This is a genomic window from Streptomyces sp. V1I1 (assembly GCF_030817355.1).
Classification (GTDB): domain Bacteria; phylum Actinomycetota; class Actinomycetes; order Streptomycetales; family Streptomycetaceae; genus Streptomyces.
Genome location: NZ_JAUSZH010000001.1, coordinates 5,551,963 through 5,571,500, shown reverse-complemented (window position 1 = coordinate 5,571,500; position 19,538 = coordinate 5,551,963). Strand labels below are relative to the sequence as shown.

At 69.9% G+C, this 19,538-nt stretch carries 16 protein-coding genes; 9 read left to right on the top strand and 7 right to left on the bottom strand.

Annotated elements, in window-relative coordinates; all coding sequences use genetic code 11:
* Positions 1 to 33 precede the first annotated feature (33 nt).
* Complete coding sequence (locus QFZ67_RS26175; RefSeq protein ID WP_307663514.1) at positions 34 to 1,188, top strand: acyltransferase family protein; 1,155 nt, start codon at positions 34 to 36, stop codon at positions 1,186 to 1,188.
* Positions 1,189 to 1,217: 29 nt separating this feature from the next.
* Here QFZ67_RS26175 and QFZ67_RS26170 read toward each other — a convergent pair whose 3' ends face one another.
* Together QFZ67_RS26170 and QFZ67_RS26165 are read right to left on the bottom strand one after the other, a co-directional pair.
* Positions 1,218 to 1,679, bottom strand: coding sequence for an HD domain-containing protein (locus tag QFZ67_RS26170; RefSeq protein ID WP_307663513.1), 462 nt, complete (start codon positions 1,677 to 1,679; stop codon positions 1,218 to 1,220).
* A gap of 159 nt (positions 1,680 to 1,838) precedes the next feature.
* Entirely contained in the window at positions 1,839 to 2,984 is a 1,146-nt protein-coding gene (locus QFZ67_RS26165) for a PP2C family protein-serine/threonine phosphatase (protein WP_307663512.1), read from the bottom strand.
* Positions 2,985 to 3,090: 106 nt separating this feature from the next.
* Between QFZ67_RS26165 and QFZ67_RS26160 the strand changes: the two genes are divergently transcribed.
* On the top strand, positions 3,091 to 4,320 hold the full coding sequence (locus QFZ67_RS26160; protein ID WP_307663511.1) for a GNAT family N-acetyltransferase: 1,230 nt from the start codon (positions 3,091 to 3,093) through the stop codon (positions 4,318 to 4,320).
* Positions 4,321 to 4,534: 214 nt separating this feature from the next.
* Here the strand turns inward: QFZ67_RS26160 and QFZ67_RS26155 are convergent, their stop codons facing one another.
* Together QFZ67_RS26155 and QFZ67_RS26150 are read right to left on the bottom strand one after the other, a co-directional pair.
* Positions 4,535 to 5,344 carry an Fpg/Nei family DNA glycosylase gene (locus QFZ67_RS26155; protein ID WP_307663510.1) on the bottom strand — a complete coding sequence of 270 codons (810 nt, stop codon included), beginning with the start codon at positions 5,342 to 5,344 and terminating at the stop codon, positions 4,535 to 4,537.
* 2 nt (positions 5,345 to 5,346) lie between these two features.
* Positions 5,347 to 5,835 (bottom strand): ribose-5-phosphate isomerase, encoded by a 489-nt coding sequence (locus QFZ67_RS26150; RefSeq protein ID WP_307663509.1) that lies wholly within the window; start codon positions 5,833 to 5,835, stop codon positions 5,347 to 5,349.
* Positions 5,836 to 6,018: 183 nt separating this feature from the next.
* On the opposite strand from QFZ67_RS26150, the gene QFZ67_RS26145 reads away from it, so the two are divergent.
* A complete protein-coding gene (locus QFZ67_RS26145; RefSeq protein ID WP_307663508.1) occupies positions 6,019 to 7,497 on the top strand; it encodes an amino acid permease in 1,479 nt (492 codons plus the stop codon).
* Here QFZ67_RS26145 and QFZ67_RS26140 read toward each other — a convergent pair.
* Positions 7,461 to 9,170, bottom strand: a complete 1,710-nt coding sequence (locus QFZ67_RS26140; protein ID WP_373430242.1) for a serine/threonine-protein kinase — start codon at positions 9,168 to 9,170, stop codon at positions 7,461 to 7,463. The two genes, QFZ67_RS26145 and QFZ67_RS26140, sit on opposite strands and share 37 nt — an antisense overlap.
* 203 nt (positions 9,171 to 9,373) lie before the next feature.
* Here QFZ67_RS26140 and QFZ67_RS26135 point away from each other — a divergent pair, with 203 nt between their 5' ends.
* Complete coding sequence (locus QFZ67_RS26135; RefSeq protein ID WP_307663507.1) at positions 9,374 to 10,108, top strand: hypothetical protein; 735 nt, start codon at positions 9,374 to 9,376, stop codon at positions 10,106 to 10,108.
* 57 nt (positions 10,109 to 10,165) lie between these two features.
* Here the strand turns inward: QFZ67_RS26135 and QFZ67_RS26130 are convergent, their stop codons facing one another.
* A complete protein-coding gene (locus tag QFZ67_RS26130) occupies positions 10,166 to 10,750 on the bottom strand; it encodes a biotin transporter BioY (protein ID WP_307663506.1) in 585 nt (194 codons plus the stop codon).
* A 382-nt stretch (positions 10,751 to 11,132) separates the two neighbouring features.
* Between QFZ67_RS26130 and QFZ67_RS26125 the strand changes: the two genes are divergently transcribed.
* The 3 genes from QFZ67_RS26125 to QFZ67_RS26115 all read left to right on the top strand — a co-directional run bounded on the left by QFZ67_RS26125 (position 11,133) and on the right by QFZ67_RS26115 (position 14,585).
* Positions 11,133 to 12,569: an amino acid permease gene (locus QFZ67_RS26125; RefSeq protein ID WP_307663505.1), complete on the top strand. Its 1,437-nt coding sequence runs from the start codon at positions 11,133 to 11,135 to the stop codon at positions 12,567 to 12,569.
* A gap of 202 nt (positions 12,570 to 12,771) precedes the next feature.
* Positions 12,772 to 13,854 (top strand): glycerophosphodiester phosphodiesterase family protein, encoded by a 1,083-nt coding sequence (locus QFZ67_RS26120; protein WP_307663504.1) that lies wholly within the window; start codon positions 12,772 to 12,774, stop codon positions 13,852 to 13,854.
* 89 nt (positions 13,855 to 13,943) lie between these two features.
* Positions 13,944 to 14,585 carry a superoxide dismutase gene (locus QFZ67_RS26115; RefSeq protein WP_307663503.1) on the top strand — a complete coding sequence of 214 codons (642 nt, stop codon included), beginning with the start codon at positions 13,944 to 13,946 and terminating at the stop codon, positions 14,583 to 14,585.
* A 180-nt stretch (positions 14,586 to 14,765) separates the two neighbouring features.
* On the opposite strand, the gene QFZ67_RS26110 is transcribed toward QFZ67_RS26115, so the two are convergent.
* Positions 14,766 to 15,419, bottom strand: coding sequence for a DsbA family protein (locus tag QFZ67_RS26110; protein ID WP_307663502.1), 654 nt, complete (start codon positions 15,417 to 15,419; stop codon positions 14,766 to 14,768).
* A 135-nt stretch (positions 15,420 to 15,554) separates the two neighbouring features.
* On the opposite strand from QFZ67_RS26110, the gene pepN reads away from it, so the two are divergent.
* Positions 15,555 to 18,137: an aminopeptidase N gene (gene pepN, locus QFZ67_RS26105; protein ID WP_307663501.1), complete on the top strand. Its 2,583-nt coding sequence runs from the start codon at positions 15,555 to 15,557 to the stop codon at positions 18,135 to 18,137.
* Positions 18,138 to 18,479: 342 nt separating this feature from the next.
* A complete protein-coding gene (locus QFZ67_RS26100) occupies positions 18,480 to 19,511 on the top strand; it encodes a hypothetical protein (RefSeq protein ID WP_307663500.1) in 1,032 nt (343 codons plus the stop codon).
* Positions 19,512 to 19,538 lie beyond the last annotated feature (27 nt).

The following is a 19,538-nucleotide window of genomic DNA, read 5'->3' as shown; positions in this document are numbered from 1 at the left end:
CGAAATCGAATCGGCGAGGCTAGGGTGCCTCAGATGTTCCACGCTCCGCATGAATATCAGAGGGCCCCGCTCCCCCAGGCCCGGGAGTCGGAGCCCGTCCCTACGACGCAGAAGACGGCCACACAGGCCGTCACGGCGCCTGCCGAGAAGGCTGCCGCGAAGTCCACCAGGCGAGACGCCTACTTCGACAACGCGAAGTATCTGGCCATCGTGCTCGTGGCCGTCGCCCACGCATGGGAGCCTGTGATGGAGGGCAGCCGCGTCTCCCGGGCGCTGTACATGCTCGTCTACACCTTCCACATGCCGGCCTTCATCCTCGTCTCCGGGTACTTCTCGCGGAGCTACACCGGCAGGCCCGACCAGCTCAGACGCATGGTGACCGGGATCGCCGTGCCGTACATCGTCTTCGAGGTGGTCTACTCCCTCTTCCGGCGATGGGCGCAGCACGCCCCCGAGCAGCCGATCAGCCTGCTCGACCCGTTCTATCTGACCTGGTTCCTGGTCGCCCTGTTCATCTGGCGGCTGACGACGCCGCTGTGGCGGCTGATCCGGTGGCCGCTGCCGGTCGCGCTCGCCCTGGCCTCGCTCGCCGCGCTGACGCCGAACATCGGGGCGGACCTCAATCTCCAGCGTGTGCTGCAGTTCCTGCCGTTCTTCGTGCTCGGGCTGTGTCTGAAGCCCGAGCACTTCCAACTGGTGCGGCGGCGCGAGGTGCGGCTGCTGGCGCTGCCGCTCTTCGCGGGCGCGGGCGTCTTCGCGTACTGGGCCGCTCCCCGGATGGATCTGGGCTGGTTCTACCGGTCCAGCAGCGCGCAGGACCTGGGTGTGCCGTGGTGGTCGGGGATTGTGATGACCCTGGCGTTCTTCGGGTGCGCGGTGCTGCTCACGGCCGGGTTCCTGGCGTGGGTGCCGCGCCGCAGGATGTGGTTCACGGTGCTGGGCACGGGCACGATCTGCGGCTATCTGCTGCACGGCCTGCTGATCAAGGCCGCGGACTACGGGCATGTCTTCGAGGCGAACGCCTGGCTGAGCACGCCGGGCGGCGAGATCGTGGTGACGCTGGTCGCCGCGGGCGCGGTGACGCTGCTGTGCACGCCGCCGGTGCGGCGAGTGATGCGGTGCGTGACCGAGCCGGAGATGGCGTGGGCGTTCCGGCGGGACGTGACGGAGCTGGGGCCCCGGCGCTGACCCGCTGAATCAGTCGCTTACCCGCTGAATCAGTCGGTCGGCTGCTCGTCCGGCAGGCCCAGCAGACCGCGCATCTTCGCGTACTTCGCCGTCAGCCGGGTCCGCGTCGCCTCGTCGAGGGCGGCGAGGCGCGCCGGGTTGGCGTTGTGCGCGAGGTCGGCCTCCTTGACGAGGCGGGCTCCGGGCGTGGCGAGAATGCGCCGGGCGTAGTCCTCCGGGTCCTCGTCCTCGCCCTTGGTGAGGGCCAGGACCATGTCTTTGACGGACTGCGGCAGCGCGGCCGCGTCCAGCCACTCGCGGGAGAGCACGTCGTCCTCGACGGCGTCGTGCAGCCACCCGGCGGCGATCTGCTCCTCGCTCCCGCCGCGGGCGCGTACGCCTTCCGCTACGGCGGCGAGATGCTCGGTGTACGGGCGTCCCGACTTGTCTTTCTGGGCGGCGTGCGCCTCACGGGCGATGGCCTCGACCTCAGTGAGCGTGAGATTCGGCATGGGACGACTGTACGGGCGTACGGTGCGCCGTTACGCAGGCGCTCCGGCGAAGGCGGGGGTGGTCGGGGCGGTCAACGCGCGGCGATCTGCGCCGAGTTCGCGCAGGGGGTCTCCGCGAGGCCGGCGGATCGGGGGTGGGGGCGCAATCCCACCCCGCACTCACGCGTCCCGGCAGAGCAGCAGCAGCGCCCGGTCGTCGTTGACGTCCTTCGCGACCGCCTCGATCAGATGCCAGGCCGCACCCTCGAAGCCGGAGGCGACATAGCGGTCGGCCTCGCCGGTGAGGCGGTCGATGCCCTCGCTGATGTCGCGGCCGGAGGCCTCCACCAGGCCGTCGGTGAAGAGCATCAGCACGTCTCCGGGGCGCAGGGAGCCCTTGACCGGGTCGAACTGTGCCTTGTCGTAGACGCCAAGCAGCGGCCCCTCCGCGGACTTCTCCTCCCAGCGGCCGCTGCCCGCGTTCAGCTGGAGCGCAGGCAGATGGCCCGCCGACAGAAGCTCGTAGTCCCCGGAGTCCAGGTCCAGGACGAGATGGATGGAAGTGGCGAAGCCCTCGTCCCAGTCCTGGCGGAGCAGATAGCCGTTGGCCGCGGGCAGGAAGCCGTGCGGCGGCAGCGAGCCGAGCAGCCCGCCGAAGGCGCCGGACAGCAGCAGCGCGCGGGACGCCGCGTCCATGCCTTTGCCCGAGACGTCGGTGAGGACGACCTCGAGGGTGCGGCCGCCGTTCGTACGGGCCGCGACCACGAAGTCGCCGGAGAAGGACTGACCGCCGGCCGGGCGCAGCGACATCTCGCGGTGCCAGCCCTTCGGCAGCCGCGGCAGGGCGCTCTGTATTCGGATGCGTTCGCGCAGGTCGAAGAGCATCGTCCCGCCACGCCGCCAGGGCACGCCGACCCGGGCCCGGAACTGCGCTATCAGCAAGCCGAAGAAGCCGCACGCGGCGACTACCAGGACCGTGCCCGGGGTGACCCTGGCCGGGCCCTCGGTGTACGGGCCGAGCACGACCGACTCGACGATCAGAGCCGCCGCGGCCGCCGCGTACAGACCCAGCAGGTTCGCCGGGCGCAGCAGCAGACCGCCGGCCACGATCGGCAGAACCAGTGCCGCCGGAGACACCCAGACGGGCATCACGACCGTGCCCCAGGCGAAGGCGGGGATGGTCAGCAGCAGCCCGGCCAGCGCGATCCAGTCGGAGCCGTCGCCGCGGAAGTAGTCGACTCCGGATTTGCGCAGCGCAATACGGGCCCGGTGCACTGCCTTGCGCAACCGGGCCGTGTACGAGTCTGCTGCAGAGCCGCGGGCCATTGCCGTGGACCCTATCCATCCGCCCGCGTTCCGTGCAGGGGGACCCCTGTGACAATGTGTTCGATATCGGGTCGCCCTGTTGCCGTAGCCCTGGTAGGCATGGCATATGACGATCGAGCTGCGGGTGCTGCGGCCCTCCGAATGGGACGACTGGTACGGGAAGTTGATGCTCGCCTTCGGCGGGGCCGGGGAGCCGCAGGAGGAGCGCGAGCTGTGGGACTCGCTGACCGAGCACGAGCGGTCGCTCGGGGCCTGGGACGGCGACGACTGTGTCGGGACGGCCGGGGCGTTCTCGTTCGGGGTCTCGGTGCCGGGCGGCGCGATGGTGCCGGCCGCGGGCGTGACGATGGTCAGCGTGGCGGCGACGCACCGGCGGCGCGGGGTGCTCACCTCGATGATGCGCCGCCAACTGGACGACGTACGCGGCTGGGGTGAGCCGCTGGCCGTGCTGACGGCCTCCGAGCCGGAGATCTACGGACGGTTCGGCTACGGGATCGCGACCCAGCAGATGTCCGCGCAGATCGACACGGTCCGGGGACGGATCACCGTCCCGGAGGGCGCCGACGCCGTCCGGCTGCGGTTCGCCGGAGTCGCGGATGTCGCCGCGGAGTGCGAGGCGGTGTACGTACGCAGCATCGGCTCACGGCCGGGCATGCTCGCCCGCAAGCCGGGCTGGGAGCGGCTGCCGCTGCTCGACCCGCCGGGTGAGCGGGACGGCGCGTCGCCGATGCAGTGTGTGGTCGCCGAGCGGGAGGGCGAGATCGTCGGCTTCGTCCGCTTCCACAACAAGTCGGAGTGGAAGCCCCGCGGGCCGAGCGGCACCATCACGCTGCGGCACATCGAGGCGCTCGACCCCGTGACGTACGCCGTGCTGTGGCGTTTCCTCTTCGACATCGACCTGACGGTGAAGGTCGTGGCGCGCAACCGGCCCGTGGACGATCCGCTGCTGCATCTTGTCAACGATGTGCGGCGGCTCGAAATGCGGGTGCGGGACGGGCTGTTCGTACGGCTGGTGGATCTGGGCGCAGCGCTTGAGGCGCGTACGTACCGGACGCCGGTGGACGTGGTCTTCGACGTCGATGACGCCTTCTGTCCCTGGAACGGCGGACGCTGGCGGCTGACCGGCGACGGCAAGGGCGCGTCCTGCAAGCGGACCGAGGACGACGCCGATCTGGCGCTGTCCGTACGGGAGTTGGGCTCGGCATATCTGGGCGGGGTGTCGCTGGCGGCGCTGGCGGGCGCGGGCCGGGTGCGGGAGCTGCGGCCTGGGGCGGTGGCCGAGGCGTCGTCGGCCTTCATCAGCGATGTCGCGCCCTGGCTGCCGCACGGCTTCTAGCCGAACCCGCGGGGCTCCGCCCCGGACCCCGCGCCTCAATCGCCGGCGGGGCTGGTTTCGGGGCTCTGCCACGGGCCCCGTCCGGCGATTCCGGCGGAAATCAAGCCCGTTGGGGTCCCCCCGGACGAAGTCTGGGGGGAGATGGAGGACAACGCCCGAAGGGCGTGCGGGGTACGGGGCGGAGCCCCGATTCGGGAAGGGGCGGGGTGGGGCACTAACCCTCCTGGCAGGACGCGCACCAGAAAAGATTGCGTGCGGCAAGACCGGCGGTGCGGATCTCGCCGCCGCAGACATGGCAGGGCAGTTGCGCCCGGCGGTAGACGTACACCTCGCCGCCGTGGTCGTCGACGCGCGGCGGGCGGCCCATCGCCTCGGGGGTGTGCTCGGGGCGGACGGTGTCGATGCGGTTGTTGCGTACCCCCTCGCGCATCAGCTCCACAAGGTCCGTCCAGATCGCGGTCCACTCGGCGCGGCGAAGGTCCTTGCCCGCGCGGTAGGGGTCGATGCCGTGCCGGAAGAGGACCTCGGCGCGGTAGACATTGCCGACGCCCGCGATGACCTTCTGGTCCATCAGCAGCGCGGCGATGGTGGTGCGGGAGCGGGAGACGCGGGCCCAGGCCCCGTCGGGATCGTCGTCGGCGCGCAGCGGGTCGGGGCCGAGGCGGTCGTGTATCGCCTGCTTCTCGCCGTCGGTGATCAGCGCGCAGGCGGTGGGGCCGCGCAGATCGACGTACGCGGTGGGGCAGGCCAGACGCAGCCGGACCGTGTCGGTCGGCGGGGGCGCGGGCGCGTCGCCGATGTTCACCTTGCCGAAGAGGCCGAGGTGGATATGGACCCAGCCGAGCGGGCCGAAGCCGAGGAAGAGGTGCTTGCCGTGCGCCTCGGTGCTCTCCATGACCTGGCCGTCGAGCAGCGCCGCGCTGTCGGAGAACTTCCCCTGCGGGCTGGTCGCCCGCACAGGCCGGCCGCCGAACCTCTCGAAGTGGTCGGCGGCCAGTCGGTGGATCGTATGACCCTCGGGCACGCTCAGCCCTGCTGCGGGTGGTGCGCCGGGATCGGGGGGAGCTCGCCGGTCGTCTCGTACGCCGTGAGCATCTCGATGCGCCGGGTGTGACGCTCCTCACCCGAGTACGGCGTCGTGAGGAAGATCTCGACGAACTTCGTCGACTCCTCCAGCGTGTGCATCCGGCCGCCGACGGCGACGACGTTGGCGTCGTTGTGCTCACGGCCGAGTGCGGCCGTCTGCTCGCTCCAGGCGAGCGCGGCACGCACGCCCTTGACCTTGTTCGCGGCGATCTGCTCGCCATTGCCGGAGCCGCCGATCACGATGCCGAGGCTGTCCGGGTCCGCGGCGGTCTTCTCGGCGGCACGCAGGCAGAACGGCGGGTAGTCGTCCTGGGCGTCGTAGATGTGGGGGCCGCAGTCGACGGGCTCGTGGCCATGGGCCGTGAGCCACTCGACGAGGTGGTTCTTGAGTTCGAAGCCGGCATGGTCGGAGCCGAGGTACACGCGCATGGTCCGAGTGTGGCACGCACGGTGCTGGGTAGCGGTCAGCGGGGTCCGGACCAGTCAGCGTCGCGGGCCTTCCGCTTATCGCATCGACCTAACGATACGGAGACGGGTCTTCCGTCATCAGGTGTCGCAGGTTTGAATGCGGGGGCTCGTAACCCGAGTGCTCTCGAACCTAAGGAATCGTCCATGACCTCGCAGCAGACCCTCACGAAGGAAGGCGGAAAGCCCGAAACACCCGGGAACCCGCAGTCCTCCGACGGTCTCCAGGCCGGTCTCAAGAACCGCCACCTGTCCATGATCGCCATCGGCGGCGTGATCGGCGCAGGCCTGTTCGTCGGCTCCAGTTCCGGTATCGCCGCGGCAGGCCCGGCCATCCTTCTGTCATACGCACTCGTGGGCGCGCTGGTCGTCTTCGTGATGCGGATGCTCGGTGAGATGGCCGCCGCCAACCCGACATCCGGCTCCTTCTCCGCCTACGCGGACCGGGCGCTCGGCCGCTGGGCCGGGTTCTCGATCGGCTGGCTGTACTGGTTCTTCTGGGTCGTGGTGCTGGCCGTCGAGGCGACGGCCGGAGCGAAGATCCTCGAAAGCTGGATGCCGGCGGTCCCGCAGTGGGGCTGGGCGCTGATCGTGATGGTCGTGCTGACGGCGACGAACCTCGCATCGGTGTCGTCGTACGGAGAGTTCGAGTTCTGGTTCGCGGGCATCAAGGTCGTCGCGATCAGCGCGTTCGTACTGATCGGTGTACTCGCGGTCTTCGGGATGCTGCCCGGCTCGGACAACCCCGGTGCGGGCTTCGCACACCTCACCGACGCCGGCGGATTCCTGCCGAACGGCGCGGGCGCGATCCTGACCGGTGTGCTGATGGTCGTCTTCTCCTTCATGGGCAGCGAGATCGTGACCCTGGCCGCCGGTGAGTCCGAGGACCCGCAGCGCGCGGTCACCAAGGCGACGAACAGCGTGATCTGGCGGATCGGCGTCTTCTACCTGGGCTCCATCTTCGTGGTGCTGACGCTGCTGCCGTGGAACGACAAGTCGATCATCGACAAGGGCTCGTACGTCGCCGCCCTCGACTCGATCGGCATCGCGCACGCCGGCCAGATCATGAACGTGATCGTGCTGACTGCAGTCCTGTCGTGTCTCAACTCCGGGCTCTACACCGCCTCCCGGATGGCGTTCTCGCTCGGGCAGCGTGGCGATGCGCCGAAGGCCTTCGCCCGTACGAACTCGCGTGGCGTGCCGCAGGCGGCCATTCTCGGGTCCGTGATCTTCGGCTTCCTCGCCGTCTTCTTCAACTACAAGTGGCCGGACACCGTCTTCGCGTTCCTGCTGAACTCATCCGGCGCGGTCGCGCTGTTCGTGTGGCTGGTCATCTGCGTCACCCAGCTGCGGATGCGCGGGATCATCCAGCGCGAGACGCCGGAGAAGCTCGTCGTGCGGATGTGGCTCTTCCCGTATCTGACCTGGCTGACCATCGCGATGATCCTTTTCGTGCTGGGCTACATGGTCTACGACGGGGGCGACGCACGGGATCAGGTGCTGCTGTCTCTGCTGGTGGCGGCGGTGGTGATCGCGATCGCGGTCGCCCGTGAGAAGTTCGGGCGTGGCGGGGCGGACATCGAGCTGGATCAGAGCGGTGTGAAGGACTCGGTCACCCGGTCGTAGGTGGTCAGCGCGGCGCGCCGGGCGGCGGCGTCGTACCAGATGTTGAGCTGGTACGACTTGCCGCCGGCGGTGAAGCCGAGCTGGCTGGCGCGCCAGGGTGCGCCGTCCTGAGTGAAGACGTACTCCCAGATGATCGCGGGGTTGCCGCGGAAGGTGGTGCGTTCCAGGCGGAGCTTGCGGTAGCCGGGGGCGTCGTGGCTGTCGCGTTCGAACTGCTGCCATTGGGTGAGGAGATCGCCGCCTCGTGCGAGTGCGTACGAGGCGGCGATTTCTTGTTTCCCGTCCGGCGAGTGGTAGTGGACGTTGGAGGGGCTTTTCGCACTGCGGGTCCAGGCCTTGGGGGGCGCCCAGGCGAAGCCGGTCTCGCTGCGGGTGCCGGGGGGTGGGGTGGTGGGGGGTGCTTGGGAGGTGCCGGCCACGGTGGGGTGCGACGACGTGGCTTCGAGTCGGGTGCCGGGGTGTTCGTCCTGGCCATGGGATGCGAGGACGAGGACAAGGACAAGGGTGACGGCGGCGAGGGCGGCGGTGGCGGCTGCGATGAGGGTGCGGCTGGGGATGGGGGTGCGCTTGGGGGGCCGGGCTTCGGGCCCCTGGGTTGCGCCGGACTCGGTGCGGGGAGTTTGTTCCCCCGCCCCGCTCCTTCCCTGAACCGGGGGCAGGCCCCCGGGACCCCAGCCTGCGCGGCCCTCCGGGCCCGCAGGCGCGGGCGCCGGCGGCGCAAGCCCCGCGGCAGGCTCTGCCTCACCCTCCACGGGCGCGGGTGGGTCCGCATCTTCGGGAGCGGGCGCGGCGGGCCCGGGTGTCGGGCCGTCCACCGGCGGTGCGGGCGGGGAGGGCTCCGCGGGCACGGGCTCCAAGGGCGCGGGCTCCAAGGGCGCGGGCTCCAAGGGCGGCGGTGGGGGCGGGACGAGGAGTGTGGGGACGTACGCCGAGGCCGCCCTCGTCAGCAACGTCTCCAGCGCGTCCAGCGTCGGGCGGGCCTCCGGGTCCTTCACCAGCAGCGACGCCAGTACCGGGGTCAACGGGCCCGCTGCCGAAGGGAGTTCGGGCTCCTCGTACAGCACCGCGTGGAGCGTCGCCAGCGTCGTCGGGCGGGCGAAAGGGGACTGGCCCGCCACCGCCGCGCACAGGGTGGCGCCCAGCGACCACAGGTCCGACGCCGGGCCCTGCGGACGGCCGCCCACCCGTTCCGGGGCCATGTAGTCCGGGGAGCCGACCAGCATCCCCACCACCGTCAGTGCCTTCGCGTCCTGGATCGCGGCGATGCCGAAGTCCGTCAGGACCACCCGGCCGGACCGGCTCAGCAGGATGTTGCCGGGCTTGATGTCACGGTGCAGCACCCCCACCGCGTGGACCTCGCGCAGCGCCGCCACCACACCGAGACCGATGCGCGCGGCCTCGCGCGCGGACACCGGGCCGTCCTCCACCAACAGACGTTCCAGGGACCGGGATTCGACGAGCTCCATCACGATCCACAGCCGGTCGCTCTCCTCGACCACGTCGTAGACGCGCACCACATTGGCGTGGTCGATACGCGCGGTCGCACGCGCCTCGCGCAGGGTGCGTTCACGGCGGATACGGGTGTCCTCCGCGTCCGCGTCGTCCATCCGCATCTCTTTGACCGCGACCGGCCGGTCAAGAATTACATCGGCCGCCCGCCACACCCGCCCCATTCCCCCCTGCCCAATGCTTTCGTCCAGCCGGTAACGCCCTGCCACCAATAGCCCTGGGATACCCGGCATTCCCTTCCTCCCCGTCAGACGCTGCTGTGACCAGGACAGAAGCATGAACTTTCCCCCATGACAGCATAGTTCGCCGCAATCTTGTGGAACCCTTCTTGTACGCACTGTCCGATGTGCATCAAGGGGGCTGGGAAATGCAGGTATTGAAAAGGCCAGGAAAATCCTCGGGGGCATTCATCGCGTTCACCGCGTTCATCGCGGCGGTCGTACTGACTCTTCCGGTCAGCGCGCACGCCGCCGACGACCCCACGCCCGGGAGCAGCAAGGGGGGCTCCCCCGGGCCCGCCGCACCCGCGGACGTGAAGATCACCACCGAGCTGCCGGGGAAGATCACCGTCAAGAACAAGAGCGAGCAGACCACCGTGACAGCGAAGGTCAAGAACAGCGGGAGTAAGGACAGCGGACCCATCACCCTCTCCGTCGTCGGGTTCGACGGCATGCGGATCACCGGCGTCGAGGGCTGCGTGCCCATCCCCGAGGCGCGCCTCCCCCAGGGCTCCAACAGCGGCTTCGCCTGCGTCATCGACAACCTCGCCGCCGGCAAGGACCGTTCGTATCAGATCGCCGCGACCTTCGATCTGCAGAAGACCGGCAAGATCTGCCTTCCGGTCACCGCCGGTACCAGCGAGAAGCTGATCTGGCAGCAGGGACCCGTCCCCTTCGGCGCATCGCAGCCGACGCCCAACGCCCCTGACACCCCGCTACTGCTCGGCACCGAGAATGTGCCCTTCGGGCCGGAGAAGCCGCCGGCCGCCGAGCTGCCGCGCACCGGTACGCCGGACGGCACCCTGCCGCTCGGACTGGCCGCACTCGCGCTCCTCGTGATCGGCGGCACGGGAATCTGGTGGACGACCAGGAACGAACGGTAAGCAGGTGGGCCCGCGGCCGTGGTCGGTCGCGGGCCCCAGTCCTCAACGCGGCGTCTGTCAGCCCCGCCGGTCGATGAGCTTCCAGGCCGCGGGCAGCGCGCCCATCGCCAGCGCGGCCTTCAGGGCATCCCCGATCAGGAAGGGAGTGAGGCCCGCGGCGACGGCCTGCGACAGCGTCATGCCGGTGGCCAGCGCCAGGTACGGGACACCGACCGCGTAGATGATCACGGAGCCGGCCGCCATCGCGCCCGCCGTGCGCAGCACGGAGCGGTCGGCGCCGCGGCGTGCGAGGGCGCCGACGACCGTGGCGGCGAGCATCATGCCGAGGATGTAGCCGAAGGACGGCATCGCATAGCCGGAGGTGGCCTGCGCGAACCACGGCACGCCCGCCATGCCCGCCACCGCATAGAGCCCGAGGGAGAGGAAGCCGCGGCGGGCACCGAGCGCGGTGCCGACGAGGAGGGCCGCGAAGGTCTGGCCGGAGACGGGGACCGGGGAGCCGGGGACCGGGACGGCGATCTGGGCCGCTATGCCGGTGAGCGCGGCGCCGCCGACGACCAGCGCGATGTCCTTCGTACGAGATGCAGGCAGCAGGTCGGCGAGGACCGCTCCCGGGCGTGAGGTGACGGAAGCAGTGCTCATCGGGACTCCGCGAAAGGTGAGGGCTGGTAAGGACAGGCTGACGGTAGCCGACCGGGAATCGCTCGATCACCGTCAGGCGGCGACAAAGGCCGACTCTGCTGCTTGGTCGGGTTCGCACAAAGGTGGCCCGCCATGCGTGAGTTGGCGTGACGCTCGTCACTGAGGCCGGAGCCGAGTCGGCCCGTTTTGCACAGCGGAGCCGAGCCTGGGGAGACTGTGGAGTCCCACCAAACCATCGGTTGCGAGAGGTTCGGGCGCGACGTGTGTGAGTGTTCACCTTGTGTGAGCATCGTGCCCGTATAGCGGACATCCGCTCCCTGTAACCGGGCGCGTGCCCAGACTGTTCTCACTCCCTCTCTCAGCTACTGAACAGGGCACCCCCATGTCTCGGACTTCCGCGCCCGCGCCCGTCGACCAGCCGGTCGACGCGCCGCTCTCGCACGGACTCAAGCAACGCCATCTTTCGATGATCGCTCTCGGCGGCGTCATCGGCGCCGGACTCTTCGTCGGATCCGGCGCGGGCATCGCCGCTGCCGGACCCTCGATCGTCATCGCCTATGCGATTTCGGGCCTGCTCGTCATGCTCGTGATGCGCATGCTCGGCGAGATGTCGGCGGCCAACCCGGCATCCGGCTCCTTCTCCGTGCACGCCGAGCGGGCGATCGGCCCCTGGGCCGGCTTCACCGCGGGCTGGGCATTCTGGTTCCTGCTCTGTGTGGCCGTCGGCCTCGAAGGCATCGGCGCCGCCAAGATCATGACTGGCTGGCTGCCCGGCACTCCGGAGTGGGCGTGGGTCGCCCTGTTCATGCTGGTGTTCTGTGCCACCAACCTGGCGGCTGTGAAGAACTTCGGCGAGTTCGAGTTCTGGTTCGCCGCCCTCAAGGTCGGCGCGATCGCCCTCTTCCTGGGCATCGGCGTACTGGCGATCCTCGGCATCCTGCCGGGCACCGACGCCCCCGGCACCGCCAACCTCACGGGCGACGGCGGCTTCATGCCCAACGGCTCCGAGGGCCTCGTCGTCGGTCTGCTCGCCTCCGTCTTCGCGTACGGCGGCCTGGAGACGGTCACCATCGCGGCGGCCGAGTCCGAGCAGCCGGTCAAGGGTGTCGCCAAGGCCGTGCGTACGGCGATGTGGCGTATCGCGCTCTTCTACATCGGCTCGATGGCGGTCATCGTGACCCTCGTGCCGTGGGGCGACCCGAAGGTCGTCGAGAAGGGCCCGTACGTCGCGACCCTCGACCACCTGGGTATCCCCGCCGCCGGCCAGATCATGAACGTGGTCGTGCTGGTCGCCCTGCTCTCGGCGATGAACGCCAACGTCTACGGCGCCTCCCGCATGGCTTGCTCGCTGGTGGCCCGCGGCCAGGGCCCGAAGGCGCTGGGCAAGGTCTTCGGCGGTGTCCCGCGCATCGCCGTCCTGGTGTCCTCCGTCTTCGGCTTCGCCTGCGTGCTGCTCAGCTACTGGCGGCCCAACGACGTCTTCATGTGGCTGCTCAACATGATCGGCGCGGTGATCCTGGTCGTCTGGATCTTCATCGCCGTCTCCCAACTGGTGCTCCGCCGCAAGCTGGAGCGCGAGGCGCCGGAGAAGCTGGTCGTGAAGATGTGGCTGTACCCGGGGCTGACGTGGGTGGCGCTGGCGGGCATGGCGGCGGTGTTCGTGCTGATGGCGCGGGAGGCGGATACGCGTACGCAGCTGTACTACACGGGTGGGCTGGTGCTGGCGCTGGCCGTCGTGGGGTACATCCGTCAGGTCGCGGTGGCGGCGAAGGGGGACGTGCAGGCGGAGGCGGTCGACGCGGAGGTCGGCAAGGGGTAAGCCGGGGCCGTCCGGCGGCCGCTTCTGTCCTCAAGCTCCCCCCGGACTTCGTCCGGGGGGACCCCCAACGGGCTTGATTTTCAAGCCCGTCCGGCGCTTGAGGACATGACCCGGACACCCTGAGTCCCCTCTGCCGCAACCCGTCGTCGGGAGCGTGGTGCACAGCGCCCCCCACGACCGGGAACCGACGAGGGAGACCCGCATGCCCGCACTGCCGAGACGCCGCTCGATCCTTCTCGCGGCCGGCGCGGCGACCGCCGCGACCACCGTGTCCGCCTTGCCCGCCGCGGCGGCCCAGGCCCGTCAACAGCCCGAGTCCGCACGGCCGTTGGTGATCGGCCACCGCGGTTCGGCCGGATGGCGGCCCGAGCACACCGCGGCCTCGTACACCTTCGCCGTCCAGGCCGGCGCCGACTGGATCGAGCCGGACCTCGTCCCCACCAAGGACCATGTGCTGGTCGTCCGGCACGAGAACGAGATCTCGCAGACGACGGAGGTCGCGAAGCATCCGGAGTTCGCGGAGCGCCGCACCACGAAGACAGTCGACGGGCGCGCGGTGACCGGCTGGTTCACCGAGGACTTCACGCTCGCCGAGCTGAAGACCCTGCGGGCCGTGGAGCGGCTGCCGCTGGTCCGTAACCGCAACACCGTCTTCGACGGCACCCAGCAGATCATGACCTTCCAGGAGGTCGTCGACCTGGCCCGCAGGCTCTCCCGGCAGCACGGGCGTCGGATCGCCGTGTTCCCGGAGACCAAGCACCCGACGTACTTCCGCTCCATCGGCCTCCCGCTGGAGCCGGAGCTCGTACGCGTCGTGCGGCAAAGCCGCCTCAATGCCCGCGAGTGCGTCGTCCAGTCCTTCGAACCCTCCAGCCTGCTGCGCATCGCCGACGCGCGGCTGCGCCTCCCGCTCTGGCAGGCGCTGGGCACGTCCGGCGGTCCGTACGCCCACACCACGACGTACGTGCAGATGATGACCCCGGCCGGGCTGCGGGAGATCGCCGAGTACGCGGACTGGATCGGCCCGGACAAGTCGTCGGTGGTTCCGCCGTCCCCGCTGCTGACGGACGCGCACGCGGCAGGGTTGAAGGTCGGCGCGTACACCTTCCGCGCGGAGAACCAGTTCCTGCCGGCCGCGCTGCGGCGCGGCACCAACCCGATCGAGTTCGGTGACGCCTTCGCCGAGTACGCCCTGCACTACGGCCTCGGTGTGGACGCGGTCGTCACGGACTTCCCGGACCTCGCGGTGATCGCCAGAAGCGAGGCGAACGACCCGAGGTCCTAGGACCAGCGCCTGATCATGACCCGGCCCTCCTGCTGCTAGCGTGCACTTGCATAAGATGTGCAATAAGCAGCCGGAGGGACCGGACAGACATGGCCACTTACACGCTTCCTGAACTCCCCTATGACTACGCGGCGCTCGAGCCGGTCATCAACCCGCAGATCATCGAGCTCCACCACGACAAGCACCACGCCGCCTACGTCAAGGGCGCCAACGACACCCTCGAGCAGCTCGAGGAGGCGCGCGACAAGGAAGCCTGGGGCGCGATCAACGGCCTGGAGAAGAACCTCGCGTTCCACCTCTCCGGCCACATCCTGCACTCGATCTACTGGCACAACATGACGGGCGACGGCGGCGGCGAGCCGCTGGAGAAGGACGGCGTCGGCGAGCTCGCTGACGCGATCGCCGAGTCCTTCGGCTCCTTCGCCAAGTTCAAGTCGCAGCTGACAAAGGCCTCCGCGACCACGCAGGGCTCGGGCTGGGGCGTTCTCGCCTACGAGCCGGTCAGCGGCCGCCTGATCGTCGAGCAGATCTACGACCACCAGGGCAACGTCGGGCAGGGCTCGGTCCCGATCCTGGTCTTCGACGCCTGGGAGCACGCCTTCTATCTGCAGTACAAGAACCAGAAGGTGGACTTCATCGAGGCGATGTGGAAGGTCGTCAACTGGCAGGACGTGGCGAAGCGTTACGCGTCCGCGAAGCAGCGCGCGCACAACCTGCTGCTCGCGCCGTAGCACCCGTAGCACCCGTAGCACCCGTAGCACCCGTAGCACCCTATGAGCGTCCTGCTCGTGATCGTCTTCTCAACCTTCACTTGCAGGCGGAGTAACGAAGGACCCCCGCGAGGACGTGACTCGCGGGGGTCCTTCCATGCGCGCGCCCCTCGGCCCGCACCCGGGTCGGGTCGGGTCGGGTCAGTCGAAAATGGGGCCCTGGGTGCGGGTCCGCTTGATCTCGTAGAAGCCCGGGATGGACGCCACCATCAGCGTCCCGTCCCACAGCTTCGCCGCCTCCTCGCCCTTCGGGGCCGGCGTGACCACCGGGCCGAAGAAGGCGATCTGCTGCCCGTCCGAGCCCGGGACCGCGATGACCGGGGTGCCGACGTCCTGGCCGACCTTGTCGATGCCCTCCTTGTGGGAGGCACGCAGCTCCGTGTCGTACGCGTCGGAGTCGGCATACTCGATCAGCTCGGGAGGCAGGCCGACCTCGTCCAGCGCCGCCGCGATCGCCTCGCGGGTCGCGCCCTCGCCGCGGTTGTGGAAGCGGGTGCCGAGCGCGGTGTAGAGCTCGCCGAGGACCTCGTCGCCGTGCTTCTGCTGCGCGGCGATCACGACACGGACCGGGCCCCACGCCTGCTTCAAGCCCTCGCGGTACTGCTCCGGGAGCTCGTCCAGCTTGGGCTCGTTCAGCACGGCGAGGCTCATCACATGCCAGCGGACCTCGACGTCGCGGACCTTCTCCACCTCAAGCATCCAGCGGGAGGTCATCCAGGCCCACGGGCACAGGGGGTCGAACCAGAAGTCGACGGGGGTCTTGCCGGGCTGGCCGGGCTTGCCGTTCTCGGACATGTCTCTCCTCGTGGGGAACGTCGCGTGTGCCTCGAACAGGCAACGCCCACCGGTGACCGGCCGATTCCCGGATATCGCGTGCCAGGTGCACATGGGAGGATCGGTCCTGTTCGAACGAGACACAAAGGAGTGCCCGTGCCCGGTGAGAATCTGTCCCGCGACGAGGCCCGTAGGCGGGCCGAGCTGGTATCCGTCGACGGGTACGAGGTGGCCCTCGATCTGCGTTCCGCGGTCGGGGAGGCCCCCCAGGGCGCCGGGCCGCGCACCTTCCGTTCGGTGACGACGATCCGCTTCCGCTGCGCGGAGCCGGGCACCCCGACCTTCGCGGATCTGCTGGCACCGGCGGTGACGGCCGTGACGCTGAACGGCGAGAAACTGGACCCGGCCGCCGTCTTCGACGGCTCGCGGATCGCCCTGGACGGCCTGGCCGCGGAGAACGTGCTGGTCGTGGACGCACAGTGCGCGTACAGCCGTACGGGTGAGGGGCTGCACCGCTTCGTCGACCCGGAGGACGGCGAGGTCTACCTCTACACACAGTACGAGCCGGCCGACGCGCGCCGGGTCTTCGTCAACTTTGAACAGCCCGACCTCAAGGCGCCGTTCCGCTTCGAGGTGACCGCACCCGCGGGCTGGAGTGTCTGGAGCAACGGCGAGGGCGCGCTGGGCGAGGACGGGGTGTGGCGGTTCGCGGAGACGAAGCCGATCTCCACGTACATCACGGCGGTCGTGGCCGGTCCGTACCACTACGAGACCGATGTCTACACGCGGACGTTCGACGACGGTACGACGCTGAAGATCCCGCTGGGGGCGATGTGCCGCAAGGGGCTCGCCAGGCATTTCGACGCGGACGACATCTTCCTGGTGACGAAGCAGGGACTGGACTTCTTCCACGACCACTTCGACTACCCGTACCCCTTCGGGAAGTACGACCAGGCGTTCGTGCCCGAATACAACATCGGCGCGATGGAGAACCCGGGGTGTGTGACCTTCCGCGAGGAGTTCATCTTCCGGGGGAAGGTGACACAGGCGTCGTACGAGCGCCGCGCGAACGTCATCCTCCACGAGATGGCGCACATGTGGTTCGGCGATCTGGTCACCATGGTGTGGTGGGACGACCTGTGGCTGAAGGAGTCCTTCGCCGACTTCATGGGCTCGTTCTCGATGGTGGGGGCGACGCGGTTCACCAACGGCTGGATCACCTTCGCCAACAACCGCAAGTCGTGGGCGTACCGCGCGGACCAGCTGCCGTCGACCCATCCGATCACGGCCGACATCCGTGATCTGGAGGACGCGAAGCTCAACTTCGACGGGATCACGTACGCGAAGGGGGCGAGTGTGCTGAAGCAGCTCGTGGCGTACGTCGGGCAGGACGCGTTCCTGGAGGGCGCGCGGCGCTACTTCAAGCGCCATGCGTACGGGAACACGCGTCTTGGCGATCTGCTGGCGGTGCTGGAGGAGACGTCCGGGCGGGACATGGCGACGTGGTCGCGGTCCTGGCTGGAGACGGCCGGGGTCAACTCCCTGACGCCGGTGGTCACTTATGACGCGGGTGACCGGATCACGGAGCTCGCGGTCGTCCAGGAGGCCGCCGCCTCCCATCCGGAGCTGCGGCCGCACCGGGTGGCGGTGGGCCTGTACCGGCGCCAGGACGCGGATCTGGTGCGGTACGCGCGGGCCGAGGTGGACGTCGCCGGGCCGCGGACGGTCGTGGAGGGGCTGACCGGGGCGGAGAAGCCGGAGCTGATCCTGGTCAACGACGAGGATCTGACGTACTGCAAGATCCGCTTCGACGAGGGCTCTCTGGCGACGCTGCGGGCGCACCTGGGCGACATCACGGACCCGCTGCCGCGGGCGCTGAGCTGGTCGGCACTGTGGAATCTGACGCGGGACGCGCTGATGCCGGCGCGGGACTTCATCGACCTGGTGCTGCGGTTCGCGGGGCGCGAGTCGGACATCGGGGTGCTGCAGATGCTGCACGCGTGGGCGCGTTCCGCGCTGGAGCACTACGCCGCGCCCGCGTGGCGCGAGGAGGGCGGACGGCTGCTGGCGGAGGGTGCGCTGCGTGAGCTGCGGCTGGGCGAGCCGGGGAGCCAGCACCAGCTGACGTGGGCGCGGTTCTTCGCGGCGGCGGCGACGTCGGCGGCGGATCTGCAGCTACTGCAGGGGCTGTTGGACGGTACCGCGAGGATCGACGGCCTTGAGGTGGACCAGGAGCTGCGCTGGGCGTTCCTGCTGCCGCTGGCCGCGCACGGAGTGGCGGACGAGTCGGTCATCGCGGCGGAACTGGCTCGCGACGACACGGCGTCGGGCAAGCGCCACCAGGTCCGCTGCCTGGCGGCGCGGCCGTCGGCGGCGGTGAAGGCCCAGGCGTGGGCGCAGGTCGTCGAGTCGGACTCGCTGTCCAACGCGCTGGTGGAGGCGACCATTTCGGGCTTTGTGCAGCCGGGGCAGCGGGAGTTGCTCGCGCCGTACGTGTCGAAATACTTCGACGCGATCGAGCGGGTGTGGGCGGAGCGGTCGATCCAGATCGCCATGGACGTGGTGAAGGGCCTGTTCCCGAGCCTCCAGGACGACGAGTCGACGCTGGCCGCGACGGACGAGTGGCTGGCGTCCCACGCGGACGCGCCGCCGGCGCTGCGGAGGCTGGTACTGGAGGCGAGGGACGACATGGCACGGGCGCTGCGGGCCCAGGCGTGCGATGAGGGTGCGGGCGCGTAGGGGTTCACCGGGGCCGGGTGCGGGTGCAGCGGGGGTGCGTTTGGGGCGCTGCCCCCGACCCCGGCGGGGTGAGGTAATCGTGGGGGTGCGGGTGCGGGGGCACCGTCGGGCGTGTCCTCAATCTCCCCCAGACTTCGTCCGGAGGGAGTTTGAGGCGCGGGGTCTGGGGCGGAGCCCCAGTTACGGGAAGGGACGGGGTGGGAAAAGAGCACCCCGTACCTTGATCGTCGGGGCGGCTGATCGGCAGTCGAACGTCCGTACTTTAGGGCGAGCTTGTCCCGAATTGTCGACGGGCTTGTAACAGCGGTTAGCCACCCGGTCCCCCGCGGGCATCCCCGTCGCATGAACCACAACACCCCGCTCTCCCCCCTCCCTCTCAGCCACCTCTCCGAGGTGCAGCGCCGCGTACTGTCCGCAGCCCAGCTGCGTGCGCACGGGATCTCCACCGCCCGCATCACCTCGCAGTGCCTGCCGGGCGGGCCATGGCAGTCGCTGCTGCCCGGTGTGTATCTCCTCCACCCCGGGCCGCCCACCAGCGAGGAGCGGCTGCACGGCGCCCTCCTCTACGCGGGGCGGCCGGCCCTTCCCGCCCAGGGCGAGCCCCAGGGGACGCCCGCCGCGCCCCCTTACGGCGAAGCCATGGTCACCGGACTCGCCGCCCTCGCCCTGCACCGGTTCTCCTCCGCCCCGCCGCTCCTCTCCCTCGACCGGATCGACGTCCTCGTGCCCCGCACCCGGCGGCTGCGGTCGACCGGGTGCGCCCGGCTCGTACGGACGCACACGCTGCCGAGACCGGAAGAGATCACCGGCGTGCCCGTCGCGCCCGTGCCCCGCGCCCTCGCGGACGCAGTAGCGCAGCTCGCCGACGCCAGTGCCGTACGCCGGCTGCTCACCGAGGCGGTCAGCGGCAGGCACTGCGAAGCCGCCGCCGTACTCAAGGAGTTGAGTCGCGCACGGCTGCTCTCCCTCCCTCACGTCGTGGACGCCGTGGATTCGCTGCTCGCCGAGGCGCGGACCATCGCCGAGCAACGGCTGTACGACCTGGTGTATACGCACGGGCTCCCCAACCCCCTGTGGAACGTCGACCTGCGCCTCCCCGGCGGCCCGCACCTCGGAAGCGTCGACGCCTACTGGCCCGAGCAGGCCGTCGCCGTCGAGCTGGACACCCGTGCGCCGCGCAACGACGGGGACGCCCTCTGGTCGGAGTACGTCCGCAAGCGCGAGCAGTTGGAGCGGCTCGGCATCACCGTCGTACACCTCACGCCGAGGAGACTGCGGGAGTCGCCGGAGCAGCAGGCGACCGTGGTCCGCACGGCCCTGATGGCGGCGCCGGACCGCGATCCCGCCGCCTATGTGATGGTGCTCCCGCGCTGACGCTGAGCCGTCTGCCGCGTCGGCCGC

Bases quoted from the DNA above. Each gene is read 5' to 3' on its own strand.
- QFZ67_RS26175 (WP_307663514.1), top strand. From the start codon at position 34: ATGTTCCACGCTCCGCATGAATATCAGAGGGCCCCGCTCCCCCAGGCC.
- QFZ67_RS26170 (WP_307663513.1), bottom strand. From the start codon at position 1,679: ATGCCGAATCTCACGCTCACTGAGGTCGAGGCCATCGCCCGTGAGGCG.
- QFZ67_RS26165 (WP_307663512.1), bottom strand. From the start codon at position 2,984: ATGGCCCGCGGCTCTGCAGCAGACTCGTACACGGCCCGGTTGCGCAAG.
- QFZ67_RS26160 (WP_307663511.1), top strand. From the start codon at position 3,091: ATGACGATCGAGCTGCGGGTGCTGCGGCCCTCCGAATGGGACGACTGG.
- QFZ67_RS26150 (WP_307663509.1), bottom strand. From the start codon at position 5,835: ATGCGCGTGTACCTCGGCTCCGACCATGCCGGCTTCGAACTCAAGAAC.
- QFZ67_RS26145 (WP_307663508.1), top strand. From the start codon at position 6,019: ATGACCTCGCAGCAGACCCTCACGAAGGAAGGCGGAAAGCCCGAAACA.
- QFZ67_RS26140 (WP_373430242.1), bottom strand. From the start codon at position 9,170: ATGGGGCGGGTGTGGCGGGCGGCCGATGTAATTCTTGACCGGCCGGTC.
- QFZ67_RS26135 (WP_307663507.1), top strand. From the start codon at position 9,374: ATGCAGGTATTGAAAAGGCCAGGAAAATCCTCGGGGGCATTCATCGCG.
- QFZ67_RS26130 (WP_307663506.1), bottom strand. From the start codon at position 10,750: ATGAGCACTGCTTCCGTCACCTCACGCCCGGGAGCGGTCCTCGCCGAC.
- QFZ67_RS26125 (WP_307663505.1), top strand. From the start codon at position 11,133: ATGTCTCGGACTTCCGCGCCCGCGCCCGTCGACCAGCCGGTCGACGCG.
- QFZ67_RS26120 (WP_307663504.1), top strand. From the start codon at position 12,772: ATGCCCGCACTGCCGAGACGCCGCTCGATCCTTCTCGCGGCCGGCGCG.
- QFZ67_RS26115 (WP_307663503.1), top strand. From the start codon at position 13,944: ATGGCCACTTACACGCTTCCTGAACTCCCCTATGACTACGCGGCGCTC.
- QFZ67_RS26110 (WP_307663502.1), bottom strand. From the start codon at position 15,419: ATGTCCGAGAACGGCAAGCCCGGCCAGCCCGGCAAGACCCCCGTCGAC.
- QFZ67_RS26100 (WP_307663500.1), top strand. From the start codon at position 18,480: ATGAACCACAACACCCCGCTCTCCCCCCTCCCTCTCAGCCACCTCTCC.